The organism is Burkholderia sp. AU33545, from assembly GCF_020419685.1.
GTDB classification, from domain to species: Bacteria; Pseudomonadota; Gammaproteobacteria; order Burkholderiales; family Burkholderiaceae; genus Burkholderia; species Burkholderia diffusa.
In genome coordinates this window covers 529,627-554,144 of record NZ_JAIZRQ010000006.1, presented here as the reverse complement: position 1 = coordinate 554,144, position 24,518 = coordinate 529,627, and the positions used below count along the sequence as shown (strand labels likewise).

General features: G+C 63.9%; 24 protein-coding genes and 1 tRNA gene. 2 read left to right on the top strand and 23 right to left on the bottom strand.

Annotated features, from left to right (window positions below; genetic code table 11):
* Positions 1–17 precede the first annotated feature (17 nt).
* From LGM71_RS22755 to LGM71_RS22645, 23 genes are all read right to left on the bottom strand, one after another.
* On the bottom strand, positions 18–608 hold the full coding sequence (locus LGM71_RS22755) for an NUDIX domain-containing protein (RefSeq protein WP_124903399.1): 591 nt from the start codon (positions 606–608) through the stop codon (positions 18–20).
* Between the two features lie 41 nt (positions 609–649).
* A complete protein-coding gene (locus LGM71_RS22750) occupies positions 650–946 on the bottom strand; it encodes a DUF2818 family protein (protein WP_226116456.1) in 297 nt (98 codons plus the stop codon).
* Positions 946–2,400 carry an NADH-quinone oxidoreductase subunit NuoN gene (nuoN, locus tag LGM71_RS22745; protein ID WP_226116478.1) on the bottom strand — a complete coding sequence of 485 codons (1,455 nt, stop codon included), beginning with the start codon at positions 2,398–2,400 and terminating at the stop codon, positions 946–948. The genes LGM71_RS22750 and nuoN overlap by 1 nt, the downstream gene beginning before the upstream one ends.
* Before the next feature lie 36 nt (positions 2,401–2,436).
* Positions 2,437–3,927, bottom strand: coding sequence for an NADH-quinone oxidoreductase subunit M (locus LGM71_RS22740; RefSeq protein ID WP_059600434.1), 1,491 nt, complete (start codon positions 3,925–3,927; stop codon positions 2,437–2,439).
* 18 nt (positions 3,928–3,945) lie between these two features.
* Entirely contained in the window at positions 3,946–6,000 is a 2,055-nt protein-coding gene (gene nuoL, locus LGM71_RS22735; protein WP_059533198.1) for an NADH-quinone oxidoreductase subunit L, read from the bottom strand.
* 17 nt (positions 6,001–6,017) lie between these two features.
* A complete protein-coding gene (gene nuoK, locus LGM71_RS22730) occupies positions 6,018–6,323 on the bottom strand; it encodes an NADH-quinone oxidoreductase subunit NuoK (protein WP_004185739.1) in 306 nt (101 codons plus the stop codon).
* An 18-nt stretch (positions 6,324–6,341) separates the two neighbouring features.
* Entirely contained in the window at positions 6,342–6,992 is a 651-nt protein-coding gene (locus tag LGM71_RS22725) for an NADH-quinone oxidoreductase subunit J (protein WP_059600433.1), read from the bottom strand.
* Between the two features lie 114 nt (positions 6,993–7,106).
* Entirely contained in the window at positions 7,107–7,595 is a 489-nt protein-coding gene (gene nuoI, locus LGM71_RS22720; RefSeq protein WP_009691265.1) for an NADH-quinone oxidoreductase subunit NuoI, read from the bottom strand.
* A gap of 15 nt (positions 7,596–7,610) precedes the next feature.
* Positions 7,611–8,678, bottom strand: a complete 1,068-nt coding sequence (nuoH, locus tag LGM71_RS22715) for an NADH-quinone oxidoreductase subunit NuoH (RefSeq protein WP_059533202.1) — start codon at positions 8,676–8,678, stop codon at positions 7,611–7,613.
* Positions 8,679–11,009: an NADH-quinone oxidoreductase subunit NuoG gene (gene nuoG, locus LGM71_RS22710; protein WP_059600432.1), complete on the bottom strand. Its 2,331-nt coding sequence runs from the start codon at positions 11,007–11,009 to the stop codon at positions 8,679–8,681.
* Between the two features lie 84 nt (positions 11,010–11,093).
* The gene (gene nuoF, locus LGM71_RS22705; RefSeq protein WP_006756904.1) at positions 11,094–12,404 is read right to left on the bottom strand and encodes an NADH-quinone oxidoreductase subunit NuoF; all 1,311 of its coding nucleotides are present in this window, start codon (positions 12,402–12,404) and stop codon (positions 11,094–11,096) included.
* Positions 12,401–12,886: an NADH-quinone oxidoreductase subunit NuoE gene (nuoE, locus tag LGM71_RS22700; RefSeq protein ID WP_006478266.1), complete on the bottom strand. Its 486-nt coding sequence runs from the start codon at positions 12,884–12,886 to the stop codon at positions 12,401–12,403. Before nuoE ends, nuoF begins: the two co-directional genes overlap by 4 nt.
* A 168-nt stretch (positions 12,887–13,054) precedes the next feature.
* Complete coding sequence (locus LGM71_RS22695) at positions 13,055–14,308, bottom strand: NADH-quinone oxidoreductase subunit D (RefSeq protein WP_006750459.1); 1,254 nt, start codon at positions 14,306–14,308, stop codon at positions 13,055–13,057.
* Between the two features lie 9 nt (positions 14,309–14,317).
* Complete coding sequence (locus LGM71_RS22690; protein ID WP_059600431.1) at positions 14,318–14,920, bottom strand: NADH-quinone oxidoreductase subunit C; 603 nt, start codon at positions 14,918–14,920, stop codon at positions 14,318–14,320.
* Positions 14,921–14,942: 22 nt separating this feature from the next.
* Positions 14,943–15,422: a NuoB/complex I 20 kDa subunit family protein gene (locus LGM71_RS22685; RefSeq protein ID WP_006398799.1), complete on the bottom strand. Its 480-nt coding sequence runs from the start codon at positions 15,420–15,422 to the stop codon at positions 14,943–14,945.
* A 62-nt stretch (positions 15,423–15,484) separates the two neighbouring features.
* Complete coding sequence (locus LGM71_RS22680) at positions 15,485–15,844, bottom strand: NADH-quinone oxidoreductase subunit A (protein WP_006398798.1); 360 nt, start codon at positions 15,842–15,844, stop codon at positions 15,485–15,487.
* 154 nt (positions 15,845–15,998) lie between these two features.
* Positions 15,999–16,083: transfer RNA gene (locus LGM71_RS22675), tRNA-Leu, on the bottom strand.
* A gap of 111 nt (positions 16,084–16,194) precedes the next feature.
* Positions 16,195–16,572 carry a preprotein translocase subunit SecG gene (secG, locus tag LGM71_RS22670; RefSeq protein ID WP_226116455.1) on the bottom strand — a complete coding sequence of 126 codons (378 nt, stop codon included), beginning with the start codon at positions 16,570–16,572 and terminating at the stop codon, positions 16,195–16,197.
* A 72-nt stretch (positions 16,573–16,644) separates the two neighbouring features.
* Positions 16,645–17,400, bottom strand: a complete 756-nt coding sequence (gene tpiA / locus LGM71_RS22665) for a triose-phosphate isomerase (protein ID WP_226116452.1) — start codon at positions 17,398–17,400, stop codon at positions 16,645–16,647.
* A gap of 141 nt (positions 17,401–17,541) precedes the next feature.
* A complete protein-coding gene (locus tag LGM71_RS22660) occupies positions 17,542–18,561 on the bottom strand; it encodes an NAD(P)H-quinone oxidoreductase (RefSeq protein ID WP_059600428.1) in 1,020 nt (339 codons plus the stop codon).
* A 140-nt stretch (positions 18,562–18,701) separates the two neighbouring features.
* Positions 18,702–20,849 carry a polyribonucleotide nucleotidyltransferase gene (pnp, locus tag LGM71_RS22655; protein ID WP_059600427.1) on the bottom strand — a complete coding sequence of 716 codons (2,148 nt, stop codon included), beginning with the start codon at positions 20,847–20,849 and terminating at the stop codon, positions 18,702–18,704.
* A 290-nt stretch (positions 20,850–21,139) separates the two neighbouring features.
* Positions 21,140–21,409 carry a 30S ribosomal protein S15 gene (gene rpsO, locus LGM71_RS22650; RefSeq protein ID WP_006398792.1) on the bottom strand — a complete coding sequence of 90 codons (270 nt, stop codon included), beginning with the start codon at positions 21,407–21,409 and terminating at the stop codon, positions 21,140–21,142.
* A gap of 107 nt (positions 21,410–21,516) precedes the next feature.
* Positions 21,517–22,776: a branched-chain amino acid ABC transporter substrate-binding protein gene (locus LGM71_RS22645; RefSeq protein ID WP_226116451.1), complete on the bottom strand. Its 1,260-nt coding sequence runs from the start codon at positions 22,774–22,776 to the stop codon at positions 21,517–21,519.
* 168 nt (positions 22,777–22,944) lie between these two features.
* Here LGM71_RS22645 and LGM71_RS22640 point away from each other — a divergent pair, with 168 nt between their 5' ends.
* Together LGM71_RS22640 and LGM71_RS22635 are read left to right on the top strand one after the other, a co-directional pair.
* On the top strand, positions 22,945–23,457 hold the full coding sequence (locus LGM71_RS22640; RefSeq protein ID WP_124626871.1) for a hypothetical protein: 513 nt from the start codon (positions 22,945–22,947) through the stop codon (positions 23,455–23,457).
* A 382-nt stretch (positions 23,458–23,839) separates the two neighbouring features.
* Complete coding sequence (locus LGM71_RS22635; RefSeq protein WP_226116450.1) at positions 23,840–24,481, top strand: carbonic anhydrase; 642 nt, start codon at positions 23,840–23,842, stop codon at positions 24,479–24,481.
* Positions 24,482–24,518: the final 37 nt, after the last annotated feature.

Sequence of the window (24,518 nt, the reverse complement as noted above, 5' to 3'; positions counted from 1 at the left end):
CCGCCGCTGACGCGCCGTCAGGGCTTCTCGACCGGGCCGAGCGGCCAGGTGCCAGACAGAACCTTGTCGAGCCACATCGTGCCGATGATCGTCTTCACGTCAGTGATCTGGCCTGTGCGCACCCACTCCTGCAGGTCGGGCAGCGTCGCCGTGAAGGTTTCGAGGAATTCGCCTTCGTCGAGCTTACGCTCGCCGGCCGTCAGGCCACGCGCGAGATACAGGTCGATGAATTCGGTCGAATAGGAAATGATCGGGTGAATCCGGGCCAGGAACACGTATTCGCGCGCCGTGTAGCCGGTTTCCTCGCGCAGTTCGCGCACCGCGCAGGCGAGCGCGCCCTCGTTCGGATCAAGTTTGCCGGCAGGGAATTCGGCCATGACCTTGCCGATCGGATAGCGATACTGGCTTTCCATCAGCACGCGGCCGTCGTCGAACAGCGGGATCACCATCACAGCGCCGGGGTGCTGGACGTATTCGCGCGTGGCCTGCTTGCCGTCGGGCAAACGAACGGTATCGCGCTTCAGCTTGAGGAACGAGCCGTCGAAAATCGCCTCGCTCTCGAGGCAGGTTTCGGTCAGTGCGGCGTCGTGATTGGGTAGTTCGGCCATCGGCGGGCTCCGGAGGAATGAGCACGCGACGGCCGAAGCCGTCAGCGTCGTTTGACGAGATACTGGAACGTGAAGCCGGGAAACGCGAATACAACGAAGAGACTGAACGTGATCGCGTAGAACTGCCAGCCCTGTTCGAAGCGGTTGCCGGCGCGCGACTCGAGCCAGAAGCCGAGCGCACCGACGACGAAATACAGCACGATCAGTTCGCCGATCCGAACCCACGCGTTCTTCTTCGTCGCACCGATCGGCACGACGGCGAAAAGGCGTTGGTTCAGGAACGGTACGTTGGCGCATGCGAGCGCCAACAGCACGATGAACCAGCCGGCTGCCGACATTACAGCGGCAGCGTGTGACGGATCGCCTGCAGGCAGGCCGTCAGCAGCGGGCTCGGGATCAGGCCGAGCACCACGACTGCAACACCGTTCAGCACGAGGATCGTGCGCTTGCAGAAATCGCCGGTGACCGGAGTCGCGTCCTGCGGTGCATCGAAGTACATCAGCTTGACGATGCGCAGGTAGTAGAACGCGCCGAACAGCGACGTGATCACGGCCAGCACGGCCAGCCACGTGAGACCCGCGTTGACGGTCGCCTCGAGCACCGCGAGCTTCGCGTAGAAGCCAACGGTCGGCGGGATACCGGCCAGCGAGAACATCATGACCATCATCACGAACGCGAACACCGGGCTGCGCTTGTTCAGGCCCTTGAAGTCGTCGATCGTTTCCGCTTCGAAATCGCGGCGTGCGAGCAGCATCACCACGCCGAACGAGCCGAGCGTCGTGATCAGGTAGACGATCGCGTAGAACATCGCCGAGCTGTACGCGTTCGCCGGTGCGGCCGCGTCGCCCTTCACGATGCCGGCGAGCAGGCCAAGCAGCACGAAGCCCATGTTCGAGATCGCCGAGTACGCGAGCATCCGCTTGATGTTGCGCTGGACGATACCGGTGATGTTACCCACGATCAGCGACAGCGCGGCGAGGATCACGAGCGCGGTCTGCCAGTTCTGAGCGAGCGGCAGCAGGCCCATCACCAGGAAGCGCAGGCCCCACGCGAACGCGGCAACCTTCGGGCCGCCGCCGACGAACAGCGTCATCGCGGTCGGTGCGCCCTGGTAGACATCCGGCACCCACATGTGGAACGGCACGGCGCCGAGCTTGAACGCGATACCGGCGACGATGAAGACCACGCCGAACATCAGCACGGCCGCGTCGGTGTTGCCGCCGACCGCCTTGTACACCTCGCCCAGCTCAAGCGAGCCGGTCGCGCCGTAGAGCATCGAAATGCCGTACAGCACGAAGCCCGACGCGAGCGCGCCCAGCACGTAGTACTTCATCGCGGCTTCGCTCGACTGAGCGACATCGCGGCGCAGCGCGATGACGGCGTACAGCGACAGCGACATCAGTTCGAGGCCGAGGTACAGCGTCAGGAAGTTGTTGCCCGACACCATCACCAGTTGACCGAGCAGCGAGAACATGCCCAGCAGGAACACGTCGCCGCGGAACATGTCGCGGTCTTCGAGGTACTTGCGCGAATAGACGAGCGAGACCGCGAAGCCGAGCGACACGACGGCCTTCATCATGCTCGCGAACGAGTCGACGACGACCATCCGCGAGAAGAAGTAATACTGCTGCGGGTCCAGCGCCTGTACCGCGAACCACACGCCGGCAACGACCGACGAAACCACCGCGATCAGATAGGTCAGGCGGCGGCCAGCAGCACCGGTAAAGGTGTCGTTCAGCCATGCGACGACGATGGCGACCATCACCAGCGCGTCAGGCAACAGGACATTCATAGGAGCGTTCATGATCTTGATTTCCTCCGCTCGCGATTACTGGGCCAGCGGCAGCTTGGACTGCGCGACGTGGGAGAGGAGGTTTTCCACGGAAACGTGCATCACGTCGGTGAAAGGCTTCGGATACAGACCCATCAGCAGCGTGAACGCGGCGAGCACGGCCAGCATCACGAATTCGCGACGGCCGATGTCCTTCAGCTTTGCAACGTGATCGTTCGCGACCGCGCCGAAGTACACGCGCTTGTACATCCACAGCGTGTAGGCGGCGCCGAGGATCAGCGTGAATGCCGCGCCGAATGCGATCCAGAAGTTGTACTGGACAGCCGCGAGAATCACCATGAACTCGCCGACGAAACCCGAGGTACCCGGCAGGCCGCAGTTGGCCATCGAGAACAGCATCGCAAATGCCGCGAACTTCGGCATCACGTTCACGACGCCGCCGTAATCGGCGATCTGGCGCGAGTGCACGCGGTCGTACAGCACGCCGATGCACAGGAACATCGCGCCCGACACGAAGCCGTGCGAGATCATCTGGACGATCGCGCCTTCGACGCCGAGCTGGTTGAAGATGAAGAAGCCGAGCGTGACGAAGCCCATGTGCGCGATCGACGAATACGCGACCAGCTTCTTCATGTCGGCCTGCACCATCGCGACGAGGCCGATATAGATCACCGCGATCAGCGACAACGTGATCACGACCGGTGCCAGGAAGTGGCTTGCGTCAGGCGTGATCGGCAGCGAGAAACGCAGGAAACCGTACGCGCCGAGCTTCAGCATGATTGCCGCCAGCACGACCGAGCCGCCCGTCGGCGCTTCCACGTGCGCGTCCGGCAGCCAGGTGTGCACCGGCCACATCGGCACCTTCACCGCGAACGCGAGGAAGAATGCAATGAACAACAGGATCTGCGGTGTCATCGCGATCTTGGCGTTCTGCCACGTCGCGAGGTCGAACGAATGCGTCTGCGTGTACAGGTAGATCAGCGCGACCAGCATCAGCAGCGAGCCGGCCAGCGTGTACAGGAAGAACTTGAACGCCGCGTACACGCGGTTCGGGCCGCCCCACACGCCGATGATGATGTACATCGGGATCAGGGTCGCCTCGAAGAACACGTAGAACAGCAGGCCGTCGGCCGCCGAGAACACGCCGATCATGATCCCGGACAGGATCAGGAACGCCGCGAGGTACTGCGCGACGTTCTCGGTGATCACTTCCCACGCGGCGATCACGACGATCACCGTGATCAGCGCGGTCAGCACGACGAACCACATCGAGATGCCGTCGACGCCGAGGTGATACGCGATGTTGAAGCGCTCGATCCAGGTCGACTGTTCGACGAACTGCAGCGCAGCCGTGCTCGAGTCGAAGCCCGTGATCAGCGGAATCGTGACCGCGAGACCGAGCAGCGAACCGATCAGCGCGACCCAGCGGGCCGTCCCCGGATTTTTGTCGTTACCCACCGCGAGCACGAGGAGGCCGAAAACGATCGGCAACCAGATCGCGGTACTGAGAATCGGAAAAGCGTGCATTAGTGTTGTCCCCCCGCCTTATTTGCCGCCGAGCGTTACAAACAGGGTCAGGAGCCCCAGCATGCCGATGATCATGGCGAACGCGTAGTGATAGATGTAACCGGATTGGAGGAAGCGGATCACGCCGGCGAACCAGCCGATGAACCGCGCGCTGCCGTTGACGAGACCGTCGATCACGACGACGTCGCCTTCCTTCCACAGGCCGCGGCCGATCGCCACCGAACCACGGGCGAACACCACTTCGTTGATCTTGTCCATGTAGTACTTGTTGTCCAGCAGCGTGTAGATCGGACCGAACGCGCGGCGGATCGACGCCGGCAGCTCCGGACGCTTCAGGTACAGGAACCACGCAACGACGACACCGGCGAGCGCCAGCCATACCGGCAGGCCCGACACCGAGTGCAGGCCCATGCCCACCCAGCCGTGGAACTCTTCGGCCATCTCGGCCAGGGCCGGATGGTTTTCACCGATGAAGATCACCTTGTCGAACGCGACGCCGTGCTGGAAGAAGTCGCCGAACAGCATCGGGCCAATCGCGATCGCACCGATGATCACCGACGGAATGGCCAGCAGGACCAGCGGCACCCACACGACCCACGGGGTCTCGTGCGGCTCGTGCGCGTGGTCGTCATGACCGTGGCCATGGCCGTGATCGTCGTGGCCGTGCGCGGCCGCCATGCCCATCGGCGATTCAGGATGCTTCGGCTTGCGGAAGCGCTCTTCGCCGTGGAACACCAGGAAGTACATGCGGAACGAGTAGAGCGCCGTGACGAACACGCTCGCGACAACCGCGAAGTATGCGAAGCCCGAACCCGGCAGGTGCGACAGCTTCACCGCGTCGATGATCGAGTCTTTCGAGTAGAAGCCGGAGAAGAACGGCGTACCGATCAGCGCCAGCGAACCGACGAGCGACGTGATCCACGTGATCGGCATGTACTTGCGCAGGCCACCCATGTTGCGCATGTCTTGGTCGTGGTGCATGCCCATGATCACCGAACCGGCGCCAAGGAACAGCAGCGCCTTGAAGAACGCGTGCGTCATCAGGTGGAACACGGCGACCGGGTAAGCGGACACGCCGAGCGCGACGGTCATGTAGCCGAGCTGCGACAGCGTCGAATACGCAACCACGCGCTTGATGTCGTTCTGGACGATACCGAGGAAGCCCATGAAGAGCGCCGTGATCGCGCCGATCACCGTGATGAACGACAGCGCGGTATCCGACAGCTCGAACAGCGGCGACATGCGCGACACCATGAAGATGCCGGCCGTCACCATCGTCGCCGCGTGAATCAGCGCGGAGATCGGGGTCGGGCCTTCCATCGAGTCGGGCAGCCAGACGTGCAGCGGGAACTGCGCCGATTTACCCATCGCGCCGATGAACAGGCAGATGCAGGCGACGGTCAGCAAGCCCCAGTCGGTGCCCGGGAAGTGCAGGCTTGCGAGCTCGGCACGCTTCGCGAACACTTCGCCGTAGTTCATCGAACCCGCGAACGCCAGCAGCAGGCCGATGCCCAGCAGGAAGCCGAAGTCGCCCACGCGGTTCACGAGGAACGCCTTCATGTTCGCGTAGATCGCGCTCTCACGCGTGAAGTAGAAGCCGATCAGCAGGTACGACACCAGACCCACCGCTTCCCAGCCGAAGAACAGCTGCAGGAAGTTGTTGCTCATCACGAGCATCAGCATCGAGAACGTGAACAGCGAGATGTACGAGAAGAAGCGCTGGTAGCCGTCTTCTTCCGACATGTAGCCGATCGTGTACACGTGCACCATCAGCGAGACGAAGGTCACGACGACCATCATCATCGCGGTCAGCGAATCGACGAGGAAGCCGACTTCGAGTTTCAGCGAACCGACGTTCATCCATTCGTAGACGGTCGCGTTGAAGCTCGCGCCGCCCATCACGTCGAGGAAGACTTTCGCCGACAGGAGGAACGCGATCAATACGCCGAGGATCGTGATCCGGTGTGCGCCCTTGCGCCCGACTGCGTTCCCGAACAGCCCCGCAATCAGCGAGCCGGCCAGCGGAGCGAGCGGAATCGCCAGCAGCAGGTTTTCATTGAGTGTCGTTGACATAACAGCGTTGCCTGAAATTAACCTTTGAGCTGATCGAGATCCTCGACATTGATCGTGTCGAGCTTACGGAACAGGGTCACCAGAATCGCGAGGCCGATCGCGGCTTCCGCTGCGGCGACGGTCAGCACGAAGAACACGAATATCTGGCCGTGCACATCGCCGAGGTAGTGCGAAAAAGCGACGAAGTTGGTGTTCACCGCCAGCAGCATCAGTTCGATCGCCATCAGGATGATGATGATGTTGCGGCGGTTCAGGAAGATCCCGACGATCGCGATCGCAAAGAGGATCGCGCCGAGCACAAGGTAATGAGCAAGAGTCAGCATGGTTTTCTTTTCCTCCGCTTAGCCGTTGGTGCTCGTACCGGCTTCGCTCTGCGCCGTTTCCGGCTGCGGCTTTTCCGCTTCCATCTTCACGAGGCGCACGCGGTCGTCGCGGCGCACCTTGACCTGATCCGACACGCGCTGCCGCTTGCTGTCCTTGCCCTTGCGCTCAGTCAGCCCGATCGCGGCGATGATCGCGACCAGCAGCACCAGGCCTGCGATTTCAAACGCGAAGATGTAGTCGGTGTAAATCACCTTGCCGATCAGGCGCGTGTTCGACCAGTCGGCCATCGCGCCCGTCGCCATCGCGTGCACCGTGTGCGTGTCGCCGTAGCCGCGCCACAGGATCAGCGCGGTCTCGACCACGATGATCGCGCCGACGACGGTCGCCATCGGTACGAAGCGCTTGAAGTCGCGGCGCAGGTAATCGATGTTGATGTCCAGCATCATCACGACGAACAGGAACAGCACCATCACGGCGCCCACGTACACCAGCACCAGCAGGATCGCGAGGAACTCCGCTTCCAGCAGCATCCAGATCGCGGCGGCGTTGAAGAACGCCAGCACAAGGAAAAGCGCAGACGCCACCGGGTTGCGCGAAGTGATCACCTTCAGCCCTGATACCACCAGGAGCAGCGCGAAGATGTAGAACAGTACGGTCGTGAATTCCATGATTACCGGTTCATCGTTAGGCCATAGTCAGGCGCGGCTTGCGGGACGCTCTCGCGTGCCGCACCCGTCGCGGCGGCTCGGCCCGTTCCTGCCGGGCCGGCACTGCAAACACAATCAACGATACGGCGCGTCGGCGGCCTTCGCCGCGGCGATGTCCTTCTCGTAGCGATCGCCCACCGCGAGCAGCATTTCCTTCGTGAAATACAGGTCGCCGCGCTTTTCGCCGTGGTACTCGAGAATCTGCGTCTCGACGATCGAATCGACCGGGCAGCTTTCCTCGCAGAAACCACAGAAGATGCACTTCGTCAGGTCGATGTCGTAGCGCGTCGTGCGGCGCGTGTTGTCCGCGCGCGTTTCCGATTCGATCGTGATCGCCATCGCGGGGCACACTGCCTCGCAGAGTTTGCACGCGATGCAGCGCTCTTCGCCGTTTTCATAGCGGCGCAGCGCATGCAGCCCGCGGAAACGCGGCGAAATCGGGGTCTTTTCTTCCGGGAACTGCACGGTGAACTTGCGCTTGAACGTGTAACGACCGGTCAGCGCGAGCCCCTTCAGCAGCTCCGTCAGGAAGAAGGTCTTAAAGAAGTGTTGGATTGCCGTCATGATTTCGTCCGATCTTTACTTCACCCAGATGTTGAGCGGCGACATCATCCAGAAGCCGACCACGACCACCCAGATCACCGTGACGGGCAGGAACACCTTCCAGCCCAGACGCATGATCTGGTCGTAACGGTAGCGCGGGAACGTCGCGCGCACCCAGATGAACACCGACAGCAGCGCGAATACCTTCAGCACCAGCCAGAAGATGCCCGGAATGAACGACAGGAATTCGAACGGTGCGTCCCAGCCGCCGAGGAACAGCGTCGCGGCCAGCGCCGAGATCACGATCATGTTGATGTACTCGGCGAGGAAGAACAGCGCGAACGCCATGCCCGAGTAATCGATCATGTGACCTGCGACGATCTCCGACTCCCCTTCCACCACGTCGAACGGGTGACGGTTCGTTTCGGCGATGCCGGACACGAAGTAGACCACGAAGGCCGGCAGCAGCGGCAGCCAGTTCCACGACAGGAAGTTCACGCCGTGGCCGGCGAAGAAGCCGTGCTGTTGCGAGCCGACGATTTCCGACAGGTTCAGGCTGCCGGCCGTCATCAGCACGAGCACCAGCGCGAAGCCCATCGAGATTTCGTACGACACCATCTGCGCCGCAGCGCGCATCGCGCCGAGAAACGCGTACTTCGAGTTCGACGCCCAGCCGGCGAGAATCACCGCGTACACGCCGATCGACGAGATCGCCATCGCATACAGCAGGCCTGCGTTCACGTTGGCGAGCACGGCTTCGGCCTGGAACGGGATCACCGCCCACACGGCGAACGCGGGCACAACGGTCATGACCGGTGCGATCAGGTACAGCCAACGGCTGGCGGCGCTCGGCTGAATCACTTCCTTCAGCAGCAGCTTCAGCACGTCGGCGATCGGCTGCAGCAGGCCGCCGGGGCCGACGCGGTTCGGGCCGAGACGCACGTGCATCCAGCCGATCAGCTTGCGTTCCCACAGAATCAGGTACGCGACGCACAGCAGGATCACGACGGCGACGACGAGGATGCGCACGACGGCCCACACCGTCGGCCACGCGACGCCGAGAAGCTGGGCTCCGCCCGCGTTGATCGTATCGAACAAGCTCATTTACGCCTTCTCCACCACCAGTTCACCGGACAGGCTGCCGAGCGCTGCGCCGGCAGGCGTCGCCGCCGACACGCGAACGACTGTCTCCGCAAGATTCGCGTCGCGCACGGCCGGCAACTGCACCGCACGCTCGCCCTGGCGCACGCGCACTGCGTCGCCTTCCTTCAAGCCCAGCTTGTCGAACAGCGCGGCCGGCAGGGCTGCGGCATTCGCTGCCTTCGCGGCAGCCGTCAGGTGCAGCGCACCTGCGCGGCGCACCAGCACGTCGGCGTGATAGATCGGCACATCGGCCAGGCGCTCGAAGCCGCCGTTCGCGGCATTCGCCGCGACGCGCGCCGGAGCGACCGACGTCTGGTTCGACAGGCGGCCCGCGACGCCTGCGTCGCCGAGCGCCGCGAGACGCACTTCTTCCGCCGTCTCGTATTCGAAGTTCGGCAGGCCGAGCAGGCTGCCGAGCACGCGCAGCACCTTCCATGCCGGACGCGTGTCGCCGAGCGGGCGCACGACGCCGTTGAAGCTCTGCACGGTGCCTTCCGCGTTGACGAACGTGCCGGACGTTTCCGTGAACGGCGCGATCGGCAGCAGCACGTCGGCGTAATCGAGGCCGTGCTTGAACGGCGACATCACGACGACCATTTCAGCCTGGTTCAGCGCGGCAAGCGCCTGCGCCGGATCGGCCGTGTCGAATTCCGGTTCGACGTTCAGCAGCACGTAGCCCTTGCGCGGCTGTGCGAACGCTTCGCGTGCATTCAGGCCGCCTTCGCCCGGCAGCGCGCCGACGACGTGCGCACCGACCGTGTTCGCCGCTTCCGTGAGGAAGCCGAACGTCGCGCCGGTGTTATCGGCGATCCACTGGGCGACCGCGTGCAGCTTCGCGAATTCCGGATGGCGGACCGCGACGTTGCCGAGCAGCACCGCGCGGCGTTCGCCGTTCGCGAGCGACTGGGCGACCGCTTGCGCTGCCGGCGATGCCGTGACGCCCGCGAGCGTGTCGGGCAGCGCGACGCCGCGCAGTTGCGCGACGGCCGCGGCGATGCCTGCCAGCTCGTCGAGCCATGCCGACGGCGCGGCGACGATGCGCTGCGCGGTCGGGATCAGCGAGTCGTCGGCGGTCGCGTGCAGGAAGTGCAGCTTCGCGCCGTTCTTCGCGGCCTGGCGCAGGCGTGCGGCGAACAGCGGGTGGTCGCGGCGCAGGAACGAACCGACGACGAACGCGGCATCCACGCTCGACAGGTCGGTGATCGGCATGCCGAGCCACGGTGCACCCTGGACCGGCGCCGAGAAATCCTGCTGCCGCAGACGGAAGTCGACGTTCGGCGTTTTCAGTTCGCTGGCAAGCTGCTTAACGAGGAACAGCTCTTCAGCGGTGCTGTGCGCGCTCGCGAGCATCGCCAGCGCGTTCGCGCCGTGATCCGCGGCGATGCCCTTCAGGCCCTTCGCGACATATTCGAGCGCGGTCTGCCAGTCGGTCTCGATCCACTGGCCGCCCTGCTTCAGCATCGGCTTCGTCAGGCGCTCTTCACTGTTCAGGCCTTCGTACGAGAAGCGATCCTTGTCCGAAATCCAGCATTCGTTGATCGCTTCGTTCTCGAACGGCAACACGCGCATCACGCGGTTGTTCTTCACCTGCACGACGAGGTTCGCGCCGACTGAATCGTGCGGACTCACCGACTTGCGGCGCGACAGTTCCCACGTACGGGCGCTGTAGCGGAACGGCTTGCTGGTCAGCGCGCCGACCGGGCACAGGTCGATCATGTTGCCCGACAGTTCGGAGTCGACCGTCTTGCCGACGAACGTCGTGATTTCCGAGTGCTCGCCGCGACCCAGCATGCCGAGCTCCATCACGCCGGCGATTTCCTGGCCGAAGCGGACGCAGCGCGTGCAGTGGATGCAGCGCGACATTTCTTCCATCGAGATCAGCGGGCCCACGTTCTTGTGGAACACCACGCGCTTTTCTTCCGAGTAGCGCGACGACGACTTGCCGTAACCGACCGCCAGATCCTGCAGCTGGCATTCGCCGCCCTGATCGCAGATCGGGCAGTCGAGCGGATGGTTGATGAGGAGGAATTCCATCACCGACTGCTGCGCCTTCACGGCCTTGTCGGACTGCGTGCGCACGATCATGCCGGCCGACACGGGCGTCGCGCAGGCAGGCACGGCCTTCGGCATCTTCTCGACTTCGACGAGACACATCCGGCAGTTGGCCGCGACCGACAGTTTCTTGTGATAGCAGAAGTGAGGAATGTACGTATCCGCCTTGTGCGCAGCCTGGATCACCATGCTGCCTTCGGGCACCTCGACCTTCTTGCCGTCTATTTCAAGTTCAACCATGATGGTGAATGGTCCTTAACCTATTTCCGCCCGTTCGCGCCTTCGCCCGACCGTGCGCTCAAATTCCGCAACCGGTGCTTCGCTTCAGGCCGCCGCCGCGTGCGCGTGGCCGCCGACCATGCAGTGCTTATGCTCGACGTGGTACGCGAATTCGTCCCAGTAATGCTTCAGCATCCCGCGTACCGGCATCGCCGCCGCATCGCCGAGCGCGCAGATCGTGCGGCCCATGATGTTCTCGGCAACCGAGTTCAGCAGGTCCAGATCTTCCTGGCGGCCTTCGCCGTGCTCGATACGATTCACAACGCGATACAGCCAGCCGGTGCCTTCACGGCACGGCGTGCACTGGCCGCACGATTCCTCGTAGTAGAAGTACGACAGGCGCAACAGCGAACGCACCATGCAACGCGTCTCGTCCATCACGATCACCGCGCCGGAGCCGAGCATCGAGCCCGCCTTCGCGATCGAGTCGTAATCGAGATCGGTCTGCATCATGATGTCGCCCGGGATCACCGGTGCCGACGAACCGCCCGGAATCACGGCCTTGATCTTGCGACCGCCGCGCATCCCGCCGGCGAGCTCCATCAGCGTCGCGAACGGCGTGCCGAGCGGCACTTCATAGTTGCCCGGACGCTCGACGTCACCCGACACCGAGAAGATCTTCGTGCCGCCATTGTTCGGCTTGCCGATCTCGAGGTAATTCTGCGGCCCGATGGACAGCAGGAACGGCACCGCCGCGAACGTCTCGGTGTTGTTGATCGTGGTCGGCTTGCCGTACACGCCGAAGCTCGCCGGGAACGGCGGCTTGAAGCGCGGCTGGCCCTTCTTGCCTTCGAGCGACTCGAGCAGCGCCGTTTCCTCGCCGCAGATGTACGCGCCGTAACCGTGGTGCGCGTGCAGCTGGAACGAGAATTCCGAGCCCATGATGTTGTCGCCGAGGAAACCCGCGGCACGCGCTTCATCGAGCGCGGCCTCGAAGCGTCGATACACTTCGAAGATTTCCCCGTGGATGTAGTTGTAGCCGACGGTGATGCCCATCGCGTACGCGCCGATGGCCATGCCTTCGATCAGTGCATGCGGGTTCCAGCGCAGGATGTCGCGATCCTTGAACGTGCCCGGTTCGCCTTCGTCCGAGTTGCAGACGAGGTACTTCTGCCCCGGGAACTGGCGCGGCATGAAGCTCCACTTCAGGCCGGTCGGGAAGCCCGCACCGCCACGGCCACGCAGGCCCGACGCCTTCACGTCGGCGATCACCTGCTCCGGCGGAATCTTTTCTTCGAGAATGCGGCGCAGTTGCTTGTAGCCGCCGCGCGCGACGTAGTCTTCGAGATGCCAGTTCTCGCCGTTCAGACCAGCGAGGATCAGCGGTTTGATGTGACGGTCGTGGAGGGACGTCATTTCGAGAGCTCCTCAAGCAGCTGGTCGATCTTCTCGCGGCTCATGAAGCTGCACATTCTGTGATTGTTCACCAGCAGCACCGGCGCATCACCGCAAGAGCCCATGCATTCGCCTTCCTTCAGCGTGAACTTGCCGTCGGGCGTGGTCTCGCCGAAGCCGATGCCCAGCTTCTGTTTCAGGTAGTCGGCAGTCGCTTCCGCGCCGCCGTGCGGGCCAAGCTGGCACGGCAGGTTCGTGCAGAGCGTGATCTTGTGCTTGCCGACCGGTTTGAGCTCGTACATCGTGTAGAACGTCGCGACTTCCTGCACGGCAACGGCCGGCATGCCGAGATAGTCCGCGACGAACTGCATCAGTTCGGGCGACAGCCAGCCGTGCTCTTCCTGAGCAACGGCCAACGCCGACATCACGGCGGACTGTTTCTGATCGGCGGGATACTTCGTCAACGCTCGATCGATTTCCTTCAGGCCTTCAGCTGAGATCATTTTCAGACACGACTCTTTCAATTCCTACCGAACGAACAACCTGCCGCACTGCTGTGCAAGGACGGCAGACCTGGCGCTCACTGTTGACAGCTTGCGAAGCCGCGCCGGTTCAGCGCGCATCGCGTGTGACTTACTGCTCGCCGCCCGCTCGCGCAGGCGGCGCAACCATTAGCGATCGATCTCGCCGAACACGATGTCCTGCGTACCGATGATCGTGACGGCGTCGGCAATCATGTGGCCGCGCGCCATTTCGTCGAGCGACGCGAGGTGCGCGAAGCCCGGTGCGCGGATCTTGAGGCGATACGGCTTGTTGGCACCGTCCGACACGAGGTAGATGCCGAATTCACCCTTCGGATGCTCGACCGCCGCGTACGCTTCGCCTTCCGGCACGTGAAAACCTTCGGTGAAGAGCTTGAAGTGGTGAATCAAGTCTTCCATGTTGGTCTTCATGCCGACGCGCGACGGCGGTGCAACCTTGTGATTGTCCGTCATCACCGGGCCCGGATTCTTGCGGAGCCACTCAATACACTGTTTCGCGATGCGGATCGACTGGCGCATTTCCTCGACGCGCACCAGATAGCGGTCGTAGCAATCGCCGTTCACGCCGACCGGCACGTCGAAATCCATGCGGTCGTACACTTCGTACGGCTGCTTCTTGCGCAGGTCCCACGCGATACCCGAGCCGCGCAGCATCGGACCCGTCAGGCCCATCTGCAGCGCACGCTCCGGGCTGACGACGCCGATCCCGACCAGACGCTGTTTCCAGATCCGGTTGTCGGTCAGCAGCGTTTCGTATTCGTCGACGCACTTCGGGAAGCGCGTGAAGAAGTCGTCGATGAAGTCGAGCACCGAGCCGCTGCGCGCTTCGTTCATCTTCGCGAGCGCCTTCTCGTTGCGAATCTTCGACGCCTTGTATTGCGGCATTGCGTCAGGCAGGTCGCGGTAGACGCCGCCCGGACGGTAGTACGCCGCGTGCATCCGGGCACCGGACACCGCTTCGTACACGTCCATCAGGTCTTCACGCTCGCGGAATGCGTACAGGAACACCGCCATCGCGCCGACGTCGAGTGCGTGCGCGCCGATCCACATCAGGTGGTTCAGCACGCGCGTGATCTCGTCGAACAGCACGCGGATGTACTGCGCGCGCTCAGGCACGTCGATGCCGAGCAGACGCTCGATTGCGAGCACGTAGCCGTGCTCGTTGACCATCATCGACACGTAGTCGAGACGGTCCATGTACGGCACGGACTGGATGAAGGTCTTGCTTTCCGCGAGCTTTTCAGTCGCGCGATGCAGCAAGCCGATGTGCGGATCGGCGCGCTGGATGACTTCGCCGTCGAGCTCGAGCACGAGACGCAGCACGCCGTGCGCTGCCGGGTGCTGCGGGCCGAAGTTGAGGGTGTAGTTCTTGATTTCTGCCATGACGCCCCCTTAATGTTTCAGACCGCCATAGCGATCCTCGCGGATCACGCGCGGCGTGATTTCGCGCGGCTCGATCGTCACCGGCTGGTAGACGACCCGTTTCTCTTCCGGGTCGTAACGCATTTCGACATAACCCGACACCGGGAAGTCCTTGCGGAACGGGTGACCGATGAAACCGTAGTCGGTGAGGATGCGGCGCAGATCGGGGTGACCCTCGAACACGAGGCCGTACAGGTCGAACGCCTCGCGCTCGTACCAGTTTGCGGAGGCCCAGATGTCGACGAGCGATGCCACGATCGGCAGATCGTCGTCCGGAGCGAACACGCGCAGACGCAGGCGCCAGTTATTCGTGACCGACAGCAGCTGCGACACAGCCGCGAAACGCGGGCCGTCGTAGGCGCCGTCGCCGTAGGTCTGGTAATCGACGCCGCAGAGGTCGATCAGTTGCTCGAAACGGAGCTTCGGATCGTCGCGCAGCATCTTTGCGACTTCGAGGTAATCGCTCGCCTTCACGACGAGCGTCAGTTCACCGATCGCTTCGGTGAGGCTCACCACGCGCGCGCCGAGCGCTGCTTCGAGGTTTGCCTTGAGGGTCTCGATTTTGCTTGCCATATTGAGGGGGACGCTCGGGACTTTATTGACGGGCGATGGTGTTGGTGCGGCGGATCTTCGCCTGAAGCTGGATCACGCCGTAGACCAGCGCCTCGGCCGTGGGCGGACAGCCCGGTACGTAGACGTCGACCGGCACGATCCGGTCGCAACCGCGAACCACCGAGTACGAGTAGTGGTAGTAACCGCCACCGTTCGCGCACGACCCCATCGAGATCACCCAGCGCGGCTCGGCCATCTGGTCGTACACGCGGCGCAGTGCGGGCGCCATCTTGTTGCACAGTGTGCCGGCGACGATCATCACGTCCGATTGACGCGGGCTCGGACGGAACACGACCCCGAACCGGTCCAGGTCATAACGGGCCGCGCCCGCATGCATCATCTCGACGGCGCAACACGCGAGCCCGAACGTCATCGGCCACAGCGAGCCGGTACGCGTCCAGTTGATCAGCTTGTCAGCCGTCGTGGTGACAAACCCTTCCTTCAAGACCCCTTCGATACTCATTTGCTTTCCACTCCAGACGAGCGGCCCAGCGTGGCCGCCCATGCAAACCGGCGATTAACCCATCACTCCCAGTCGAGACCGCCTTTCTTCCAGATATAGGCAAAGCCCAGCAGGAATTCGAGCAGAAAAATCATCATTGCGATGAAACCCGGCCAGCCGATGTCCCGGAGCGCGACGCCCCACGGAAACAGGAATGCGGTTTCGAGATCGAAGATGATGAACAGGATGGCGACGAGGTAGTACCGGACGTCGAATTTCATCCGGGCGTCTTCAAAGGCTTCGAAGCCGCACTCGTACGGTGCGTTCTTCTCGACGTCCGGCTTGTTGGGACCAAGGAGCTTGCCGATGCTGACCAGCGCTATACCTAAACCAGTGCCCACGAGGAGGAACAACAAGACGGGGTAATAGGCTGCGAGGTTCAAGGCAATCCTCTATCGGTTGGTTCTGAGCGTCCGGAGAATACCACTTCCGGCGGAAGGAATCATTTCGGAGTGCTCGCGATCACAAGACAATCGCAAGGCACACCCCAGAAATGAAAAATGCCAGCCACTAGAAGCGGCTGGCATTGAGTAACTTTGGTGCCGACGGCGAGACTCGAACTCGCACAGCTTTCGCCACTACCCCCTCAAGATAGCGTGTCTACCAATTTCACCACGTCGGCACTGCATGCAACTCGGGTTGTGCTGCTTGTTTCCCGCGAATCGCTTCAAGAATTAAATTCTAACCCGAGTTCCAGATTTGTTCAACGCACAAACGCAAAAATTTTGACCTTTTATTTCGGGACATCCTGGCCGGGCGCGCTTGCTGCCGAACCTGCGGCAGCGGACGCCGCGACGGCCGGCGACGACGCTGCGGGCGCCGATGCCGGCGCGGTCGCGGCGGCACCGAGCACGCCCGCCGACGGCGTCGACTTGTACGAACCGAGGTACGTCAGCGCGAGCGTCGCGACGAAGAAGATCGTCGCGAGAATGCCCGTCGTGCGCGACAGGAAGTTGGCGGAGCCCGTTGCACCGAACAGGCTGCCCGACGCGCCACTGCCGAATGCAGCGCCCATGTCCGCACCCTTGCCGTGCTGCAGCAGCACGAGTCCGATCACACCAAGTGCAGACAGCACCTGCACGACAATAATCAGCGTCTTGAATAACAGCATCACACCCACCCGATTGGATCAGGCAACCGGACCAACCGGCCGCCATCATGGTTCAATTCGATCCCGGACCGCTCAACGTGCGGCCCGGCAGATCGCCAGGAAATCTTCCGCCTTCAGCGACGCGCCGCCGATCAGGCCGCCGTCGATGTCGGGCTGCGCGAACAGCTCTTCCGCGTTGTCCGGCTTCACGCTGCCGCCGTACAGCACCGATACGTCCACCGCCCCCTTCGCCGCGAGACGCGCCCGCAGGAATGCGTGCACGTCCTGCGCCTGCGCCGACGTCGCGCTCTTGCCCGTGCCGATCGCCCAGACCGGCTCGTATGCGACGACGATGCGGGCGGCTTCGTCAGCCGTCAGCACGGCCAGCACGGCGTCGAGCTGCGCACCGACTACCTGCTCGGTCGCGCCCGCTTCGCGCTCGTCGAGCGTTTCACCGACGCACACGACGGGCGTGAGGCCCGCCGCGAGCGCGCGTTGCGTCTTCGCGGCGACGGTTTCGTTGCGCTCGCCGTGATACGCGCGACGCTCCGAGTGACCGACGATCGCATACCGCGCGCCGAACTCCGCCACCATCGCGGCCGCCACTTCACCGGTGAACGCACCCTGCTCGTGCGCGGACACGTCCTGCGCGCCGAACGCGACACGGCCGCCGCCGAGCTGCGCCTGAACCTGCGCGAGGTACGGGAACGGCACGCACACGCCGACCGACGTTTCGGCCGGCACCGCATCCGCGCCCTGCATCACTTCGTTCAGCAATGCCTGGTTGCCGGCCAGCCGGCCGTGCATCTTCCAGTTGCCGATCACTCGCTTCGTTCGTTGTTTCGACATCGTGTCTGTCTCGTCACTATCTTGTCATTAACGCACCGGAAACCGGCCCGTCAGGTTGGATCTGGCGAAGCAAACCCGCGATTTTACTGCGCGCGGCTTGAACCGGTCAAACCACACATGTCAAGCCCGTCGCACGGGCCGTCACGCGTTCGCACCCCAATCGAGCACGATCTTGCCGATGTGCTCGCCGCTTTCCATCAGCGCATGCGCCTGGGCGGCCTCCCCTGCCGGCAGCACGCGGTAGATGACGGGTTTGATGCGGCCGTCCGCGAGCAGCGGCCAGACACGCGCCTTCAGCTGCGCGGCGATGCGCGCCTTGAACTCGACCGGCCGCGGACGCAGCGTCGAGCCCGTCACCGTCAACCGGCGGCGCAGGATTTCATTCAGGTTGACCTCGGCCTTCGCGCCGCCTAGCAGCGCGATCAGCACGAGGCGGCCGCCATCCGCGAGCGCGGACAGTTCGCGCGGCACGTACGAACCCGCGACCATGTCGAGGATCACGTCGACGCCGCGATCGTGCGTCAGCGACTTGACGACCTCGACGAAGTCTTCGGTCTTGTAGTTGATCGCACGCTCGGCGCCGAGCGCCTCGCAGGCACGGCATTTATCGGCACTCCCCGCCGTCGCGAAGACACGAAAGCCGAGCGCGTGCGCGATCTGGATCGCCGTCACGCCGATCCCGCTCGAGCCGCCCTGCACGAGCAGCGTTTCCTGCTCGCCGCCCTCGCCCGCGCCGAGCAGCGCGCGGTCGAACACGTTGCTCCACACCGTGAAGAAGGTTTCGGGCAGCGATGCGGCCTCGATGTCAGTCAGCCCGTCGGGCACCGGCAGGCATTGCGGCAGCGGCGCGACCGCATATTCGGCGTAACCTCCGCCCGCGAGCAGCGCGCAGACGCGATCGCCCACCTTCAGGTCGAACGGGTTCAGCGCCGCATCCGACAGGTCACCGCCGACAATCTCGCCCGCGACCTCGAGGCCGGGCAGATCCGACGCACCCGGCGGCGGCGCATACGCGCCCTTGCGCTGGAATACGTCCGGCCGGTTCACGCCGGAAGCCGCCACCTTGATCAGCACTTCGCCGCGCTTCGGTTCGGGGCGCGGACGCTCCGCGAGCTTCAGCACGTCGGGGGCGCCGAATTCGGTGATTTCGATGGCTTTCATGGTGGTCGCTCCAGGATCAGTCGGGGGCGCACCCGTGCGCGGCACGGGCGCCTCGCCGGCGCTGCTGCGCCGCACAACGATGCTACAGAAAAAACGGCCGGCACGCTTTCGCACTGCCGGCCGCTCTTACGCCCGTCCGCTTACTGCTGCGGCGGCGTATCCGACTGCGACGCTGCCGCTGCTTCGTTCAGCAGCGCCTTCGCCGACAGACGCACGCGACCCTTCTCGTCCGTCTGGATCACCTTGACCTTCACCTGCTGACCTTCCTTCAGGTAGTCGTTGATGTCCTTCACGCGCTCGTTGACGATTTCCGAGATGTGCAGCAGGCCGTCCTTGCCCGGCAGCAGGTTCACGATCGCGCCGAAATCGAGCAGCTTGAGCACCGTGCCTTCGTACACCTGGCCGACTTCGATCTCGGCCGTGATGTTCTCGATGCGCTTCTTCGCTTCGGCCATGCCTTCGCTGCTCGTGCTCGCGATCGTCACGACGCCGTCATCCGAGATGTCGATGGTCGTGCCCGTTTCTTCCGTCAGCGCGCGGATCACCGAACCACCCTTGCCGATCACGTCGCGGATCTTTTCCGGGTTGATCTTGATCGTGATCATGCGCGGCGCGAATTCCGACAGTTGCGTGTTCGCACCCGAGACCGCCGACGTCATCTTGCCGAGGATGTGCATGCGGCCTTCCTTCGCCTGCGCGAGCGCGACCTGCATGATTTCCTTAGTGATGCCCTGGATCTTGATGTCCATCTGCAGCGCCGTCACACCTTGCTCCGTGCCGGCTACCTTGAAGTCCATGTCGCCGAGGTGATCCTCGTCGCCGAGGATGTCGGTCAGCACCGCGAACTTGTTGCCTTCGAGGATCAGGCCCATCGCGATACCCGCGACGTGCGCCTTCATCGGCACGCCGGCGTCCATCAGCGCGAGGCAGCCGCCGCACACCGACGCCATCGACGACGAACCGTTCGATTCGGTGATTTCCGACACGACGCGGATCGAGTAGCCGAATTCGTCGGCGCTCGGCAGGCACTTGACCAGCGCGCGCTTTGCGAGACGGCCGTGGCCGATTTCACGACGCTTCGGCGAGCCGACGCGCCCCGTTTCGCCGGTCGCGAACGGAGGCATGTTGTAGTGGAGCATGAAGCGCTCGCGGTATTCGCCTTCGAGCGCGTCGATGATCTGCTCGTCACCCTTCGTGCCGAGCGTCGCGACGACGAGCGCCTGCGTTTCGCCACGCGTGAACAACGCCGAACCGTGGGTGCGCGGCAGCACGCCGGTGCGGATCTCGATCGGACGCACGGTGCGCGTGTCGCGACCGTCGATGCGCGGCTCGCCGTTCAGGATCTGCGAACGGACGATCTTCGCTTCGATGTCGAACAGGATGTTGCCGACGGTAGCCTTGTCGGCCGCGACCGTGCCGGCCGCCAGCGCGTCTTCCTCGAGCTTCGCCGAGGTCGCCGCGTAGACTTCCTTCAGCTTCGTCGAACGCGCCTGCTTGTCGCGCAGCTGGTAAGCGGCGAGCAGGTCGCCGTGCGCCAGTTCCGTCACGCGCGCGATCAGCGCCTCGTTCTTCGGTGCCGGCTGCCAGTCCCACTCGGGCTTGCCACCTTCGCGCACGAGTTCGTGGATCGCGTCGATCGCCGTCTGCATCTGCTCGTGACCGAACACGACCGCGCCCAGCATCACGTCTTCCGGCAGCTGGTCGGCTTCCGATTCGACCATCAGCACCGCGCGCTCCGTGCCGGCGACGACGAGATCGAGGCTCGATGCCTTGATCTGGTCACGCGTCGGGTTCAGCACGTATGCGTTGTCGATGTACGCGACGCGCGCGGCACCGACCGGACCGTTGAACGGCAGGCCCGACACGGCGAGCGCAGCCGATGCACCGATCAGCGCGGGGATGTCCGCCGGGATTTCCGGGTTCACGGACAGCACGTGGATCACGACCTGCACTTCGTTGTAGAAGCCTTCCGGGAACAGCGGGCGCAGCGGACGGTCGATCAGGCGCGACGTCAGCGTCTCGTGTTCTGACGGACGGCCTTCGCGACGGAAGAAGCCGCCCGGGATCTTGCCGGCCGAGTAGGTCTTTTCGAGGTAGTCGACGGTCAGCGGGAAGAAATCCTGGCCCGGCTTTGCCGACTTCGCGCCGACGACGGTTGCCAGCACGACGGTGTCTTCCACGTCGACGATCACGGCACCGCTCGCCTGGCGAGCGACTTCACCGGTTTCGAGGCGCACCTTGTGCTGGCCCCACTGGAATTCCTTCACGACCTTGTTGAACATGGACATGGTTGCTCCTTTGAATTCATTCATTTCATTCGCCGCCCGGGTCATCCCGTGCGGCGGCGTCCCGACCGAATCACCCGGAGCAAGGTGTGTTTTTTATGCCATTCCAGCGCGGCGCTCGTCGAGCGACGCGCTGGAATGACACAAATCCCGACCCCGGTATCAGCCGTTCCGGCAGCCGGCACTCTCGTGCCGGACAACCTGCGGTGCGCGTGACGCTACGCACCGCGCAAAAACAAAATGCCTGCATCAGCGGACTGACACAGGCATCTTGCTGGCGGCAATCGCCTCGATTACTTACGCAGACCCAGCTTCTCGATCAGCGCGCGGTAACGGTCGGCATCCTTGCCCTTGAGGTAGTCGAGCAGCTTGCGGCGGCGGCTCACCATGCGCAGCAGGCCGCGGCGGCTGTGGTGGTCCTTCGCGTGGGTCTTGAAGTGACCCGTCAGTTCGACGATACGTGCGGTCAGCAGTGCGACCTGGACTTCGGGCGAACCCGTGTCGTTGGTACCGCGGGCGAACTGAGCAACGACTTCCGACTTCTTGATATCTGCAACAGACATGTGATTTCCTTTCTAACTGAACAGGCGGACACGGAAGAATGGCCGTGCCGTGACTTACAACCGGCGGGCATTGTAGCACAACTCCCCGCCGTTCTTACCGCCTCCTGTCACGGACGCGTCATCGAGCACGCCGACGGCATCTCCGAGCGCTGCGCCGGCACCGCCAGCACCGTCCGGAAGCCGTAGCCCGACCCCTCGTTGTCGAAGCGCACGCCCGGCGTGCCGGCCTTGTCCATCTCCATCACGTAAAGGGGCTGGATCAGCTGGTGATCCTGCGCGCGCATCCGCGACGCATGGAAACCGTCGTCGAACGACAGGCCCTCGAGCGACCGCGCGACCGCCACCGGGTCGGCCGACCCCGCCCGGTTCATCGCCGCGGCCAGCATCTCGATCATCAGGCTCATCCGCCGCACCGGATAGTCGTCCTGCGCGGCCGGGAATCGGGTCCGGAACGTGCGGTAGAACGCGTCGGATTTCGCGCCGCCCGCGTTCGGGTGCCAGTCGGCCACGGCCACGACGCGCCCGACCCCGGCATCGCCCAGGGCGGCCGGCGCGCCGAGACTGTTGCCGTAGAACGTATAGAACTTCGCGTTCAGCCCCTGCTCGCGCGCCGCCTTCACGAGCAGCGTGAGGTCGTTGCCCCAGTTGCCGGTCACGACGGCATCCGCGCCGCTCGCGCGGATTTTCGCGATGTACGGCGAGAAATCCTTGATCCGGCCGATCGGGTGGAATTCGTCGCCGGCGATCGTCACGTCCCGGCGCCGCGCGGCCAGCGCCTGCCGCGCGAGCGTGCTGACGTCGTGACCGAAGCTATAGTCCTGGTTCAGCAGGTAGACCTTGCGCAGCGCGCGGTCGCGCGCCATCACGTCCGCGAGCGCGGCCATCCGCATGCCCGCGTGCGCATCGAAGCGGAAATGCCAGAAGCTGCAGCGCGCGCCGGTGAGCGCGGGATCGTCGGCCGAATAGTTCAGCAACAGCATCCGGTTGTCCGGGTCGCGCGCGTTCAGCTTGTCGAGCGCCGCGACGAGCGCAGCCGCGACGGCCGAACTGTTGCCTTGCGCAACGAAGCCGATATGGCGGTCCGCGGCCGCGCGCAGTTGCACGAGCGCCTCCTCCGGGCTGCCCTTGCTGTCGAGCACGACGAGTTCGAGCGGGTGCGCGCCGTCGCGCAGCTTCACGCCGCCCGCCGCGTTGACCTGCTCGACGCCGAAGCGCAGGTTGCGCTCGACCGCCGCGCCCGCGTTCGCGAACGGGCCCGACATCCCCTCGATCAGCGCGATCCGCACCGGCTCGCCGCCGGCAAACGCGGACGACACCAGCATCCATCCTGCGCTCAACGCGAGCGCGCACCATTTCCACCCCTGCATCGGCCACCTGCCCTTCGATCTGCCCGAGAAGCGCGGATCATAGGCCGGCGCGCCCGCCGCCCGCAAGCTTCGCCACGCCGCCGATCCGCACCGATTTTTTCCGCGCGATGCACCGGCGCGCGCCGTCCGTGATACAACGGGGCCTGTTTCCGTGTTCTGGAGGATCCCATGCGCATTCGTATTCCCGCGCGCCTGCCGGTGCTGGTCGCCGGTGCCGCCGCACTGCTGGCCGGTTGCGCGCAACCGTGGCAGCAATACCAGGCCGGCCAGGACGAGTCGGCGATCGTCGCGCGCATGGGTCCGCCGCGCGAGATCTACGACCTGCCCGGCGGCGGCAAGCGGCTGATGTGGCCGACCCAGCCGATGGGCGAAATCACGATCGCGGCCGACGTCGACGCAGCCCACAGGATCGTCAACGTGCGCCAGGTGCTGCAGCCGAGCGAGTTCTATCGCGCGGAGATCGGCAAGTGGACGAAGACCGACGTGCTCGTCAATTTCGGCCGCCCGGTCGAGACGTCCTACTTCCCGCTGATGAAGCGCGAGGTGTGGACGTACCGGTATCTCGAGGACAACGTCTGGTACATGATGTACAGCTTCTATTTCGATCCGCAGGGCATCCTGCGCACCACGCAGAAAACACCGGACCCGCTGCACGATCCCGATCGCCGTAATCTGTTCTGACCGATTGCGCATTTACGCGCAATTTTCGCAATGGCCATTCACGAATTATTGCGTGAATGGCCATTTCGTTTTTTCCGCCACATTATTCAATGCACGGAATATGGCGGAAAACTTTTCCGGTCAATGACATCCCGATGGCAATCCGCTGAATGTCCCGTCATGCGGCCCTCTGCGCAGAAACCGGCATACGCGATGCATGTCATGCGTCGGGTTGGTGCACGCAATGCACTGCGCCAAATCAATTTGAAACAGTTTGTTTCAATGCCCCCGGAGCGCTAGGGCATACCCCTAATATCAGTCCAAATCCAACCTTTCAATTTAGAAAGAATGGAGTTGCGTCATTTCGTCGATATTTATTTGCCGTTGTCAGAAAGGAGTCCTCATGAATCGCCCCAAGAGCATGCTGGTTGCCAACATTGCCTGGGCCCGCGAGACGCGTGAACACACGCCCGGTTTCTTCGACGCGCTCGCGCGTGGCCAGAACCCGCGCGTGCTGTGGATCGGCTGCGCAGACAGCCGTGTGCCGGCCGAAACCATCACGCACTGCGCGCCCGGCGAACTGTTTGTCCATCGCAACATCGCGAACCTGTTCCATCCCGACGACGACAATTCCGCCAGCGTGCTCGAGTACGCGGTGCGCGTGCTGAAGGTCGACCACGTGATCGTGTGCGGCCACTACGGCTGCGGCGGCGTGCGCGCGTCGCTGCTGCCGCCGCCGGCCGCCCTGCCGCACGTCGCGCGCCGCATCGCGCCGCTCTGCGCGCTCGCGCGGCGCCATCGCGACACGCTCGACGGGCTCGACGACACGGCCGCCGCCGACCGCCTCGCCGAGCTGAACGTGCTCGAGCAGGTGCGACTGCTGCGCGCATCGCCGATCGTGCGCGACCGCGAACGGCCGCCGCTCGTGCACGGCTGGATATTCTCGCTCGCCGACGGTCGCCTGCTGGAGCTCGATTCCGGCTACGCGGCACCGCCCGTCGATGTCGAACCCGCGCTGGCCACGACCGCCGCCGCGCTCGGCTGATTCATCCCCCCGCCCCAACGCCCACGAAACCGCCCCA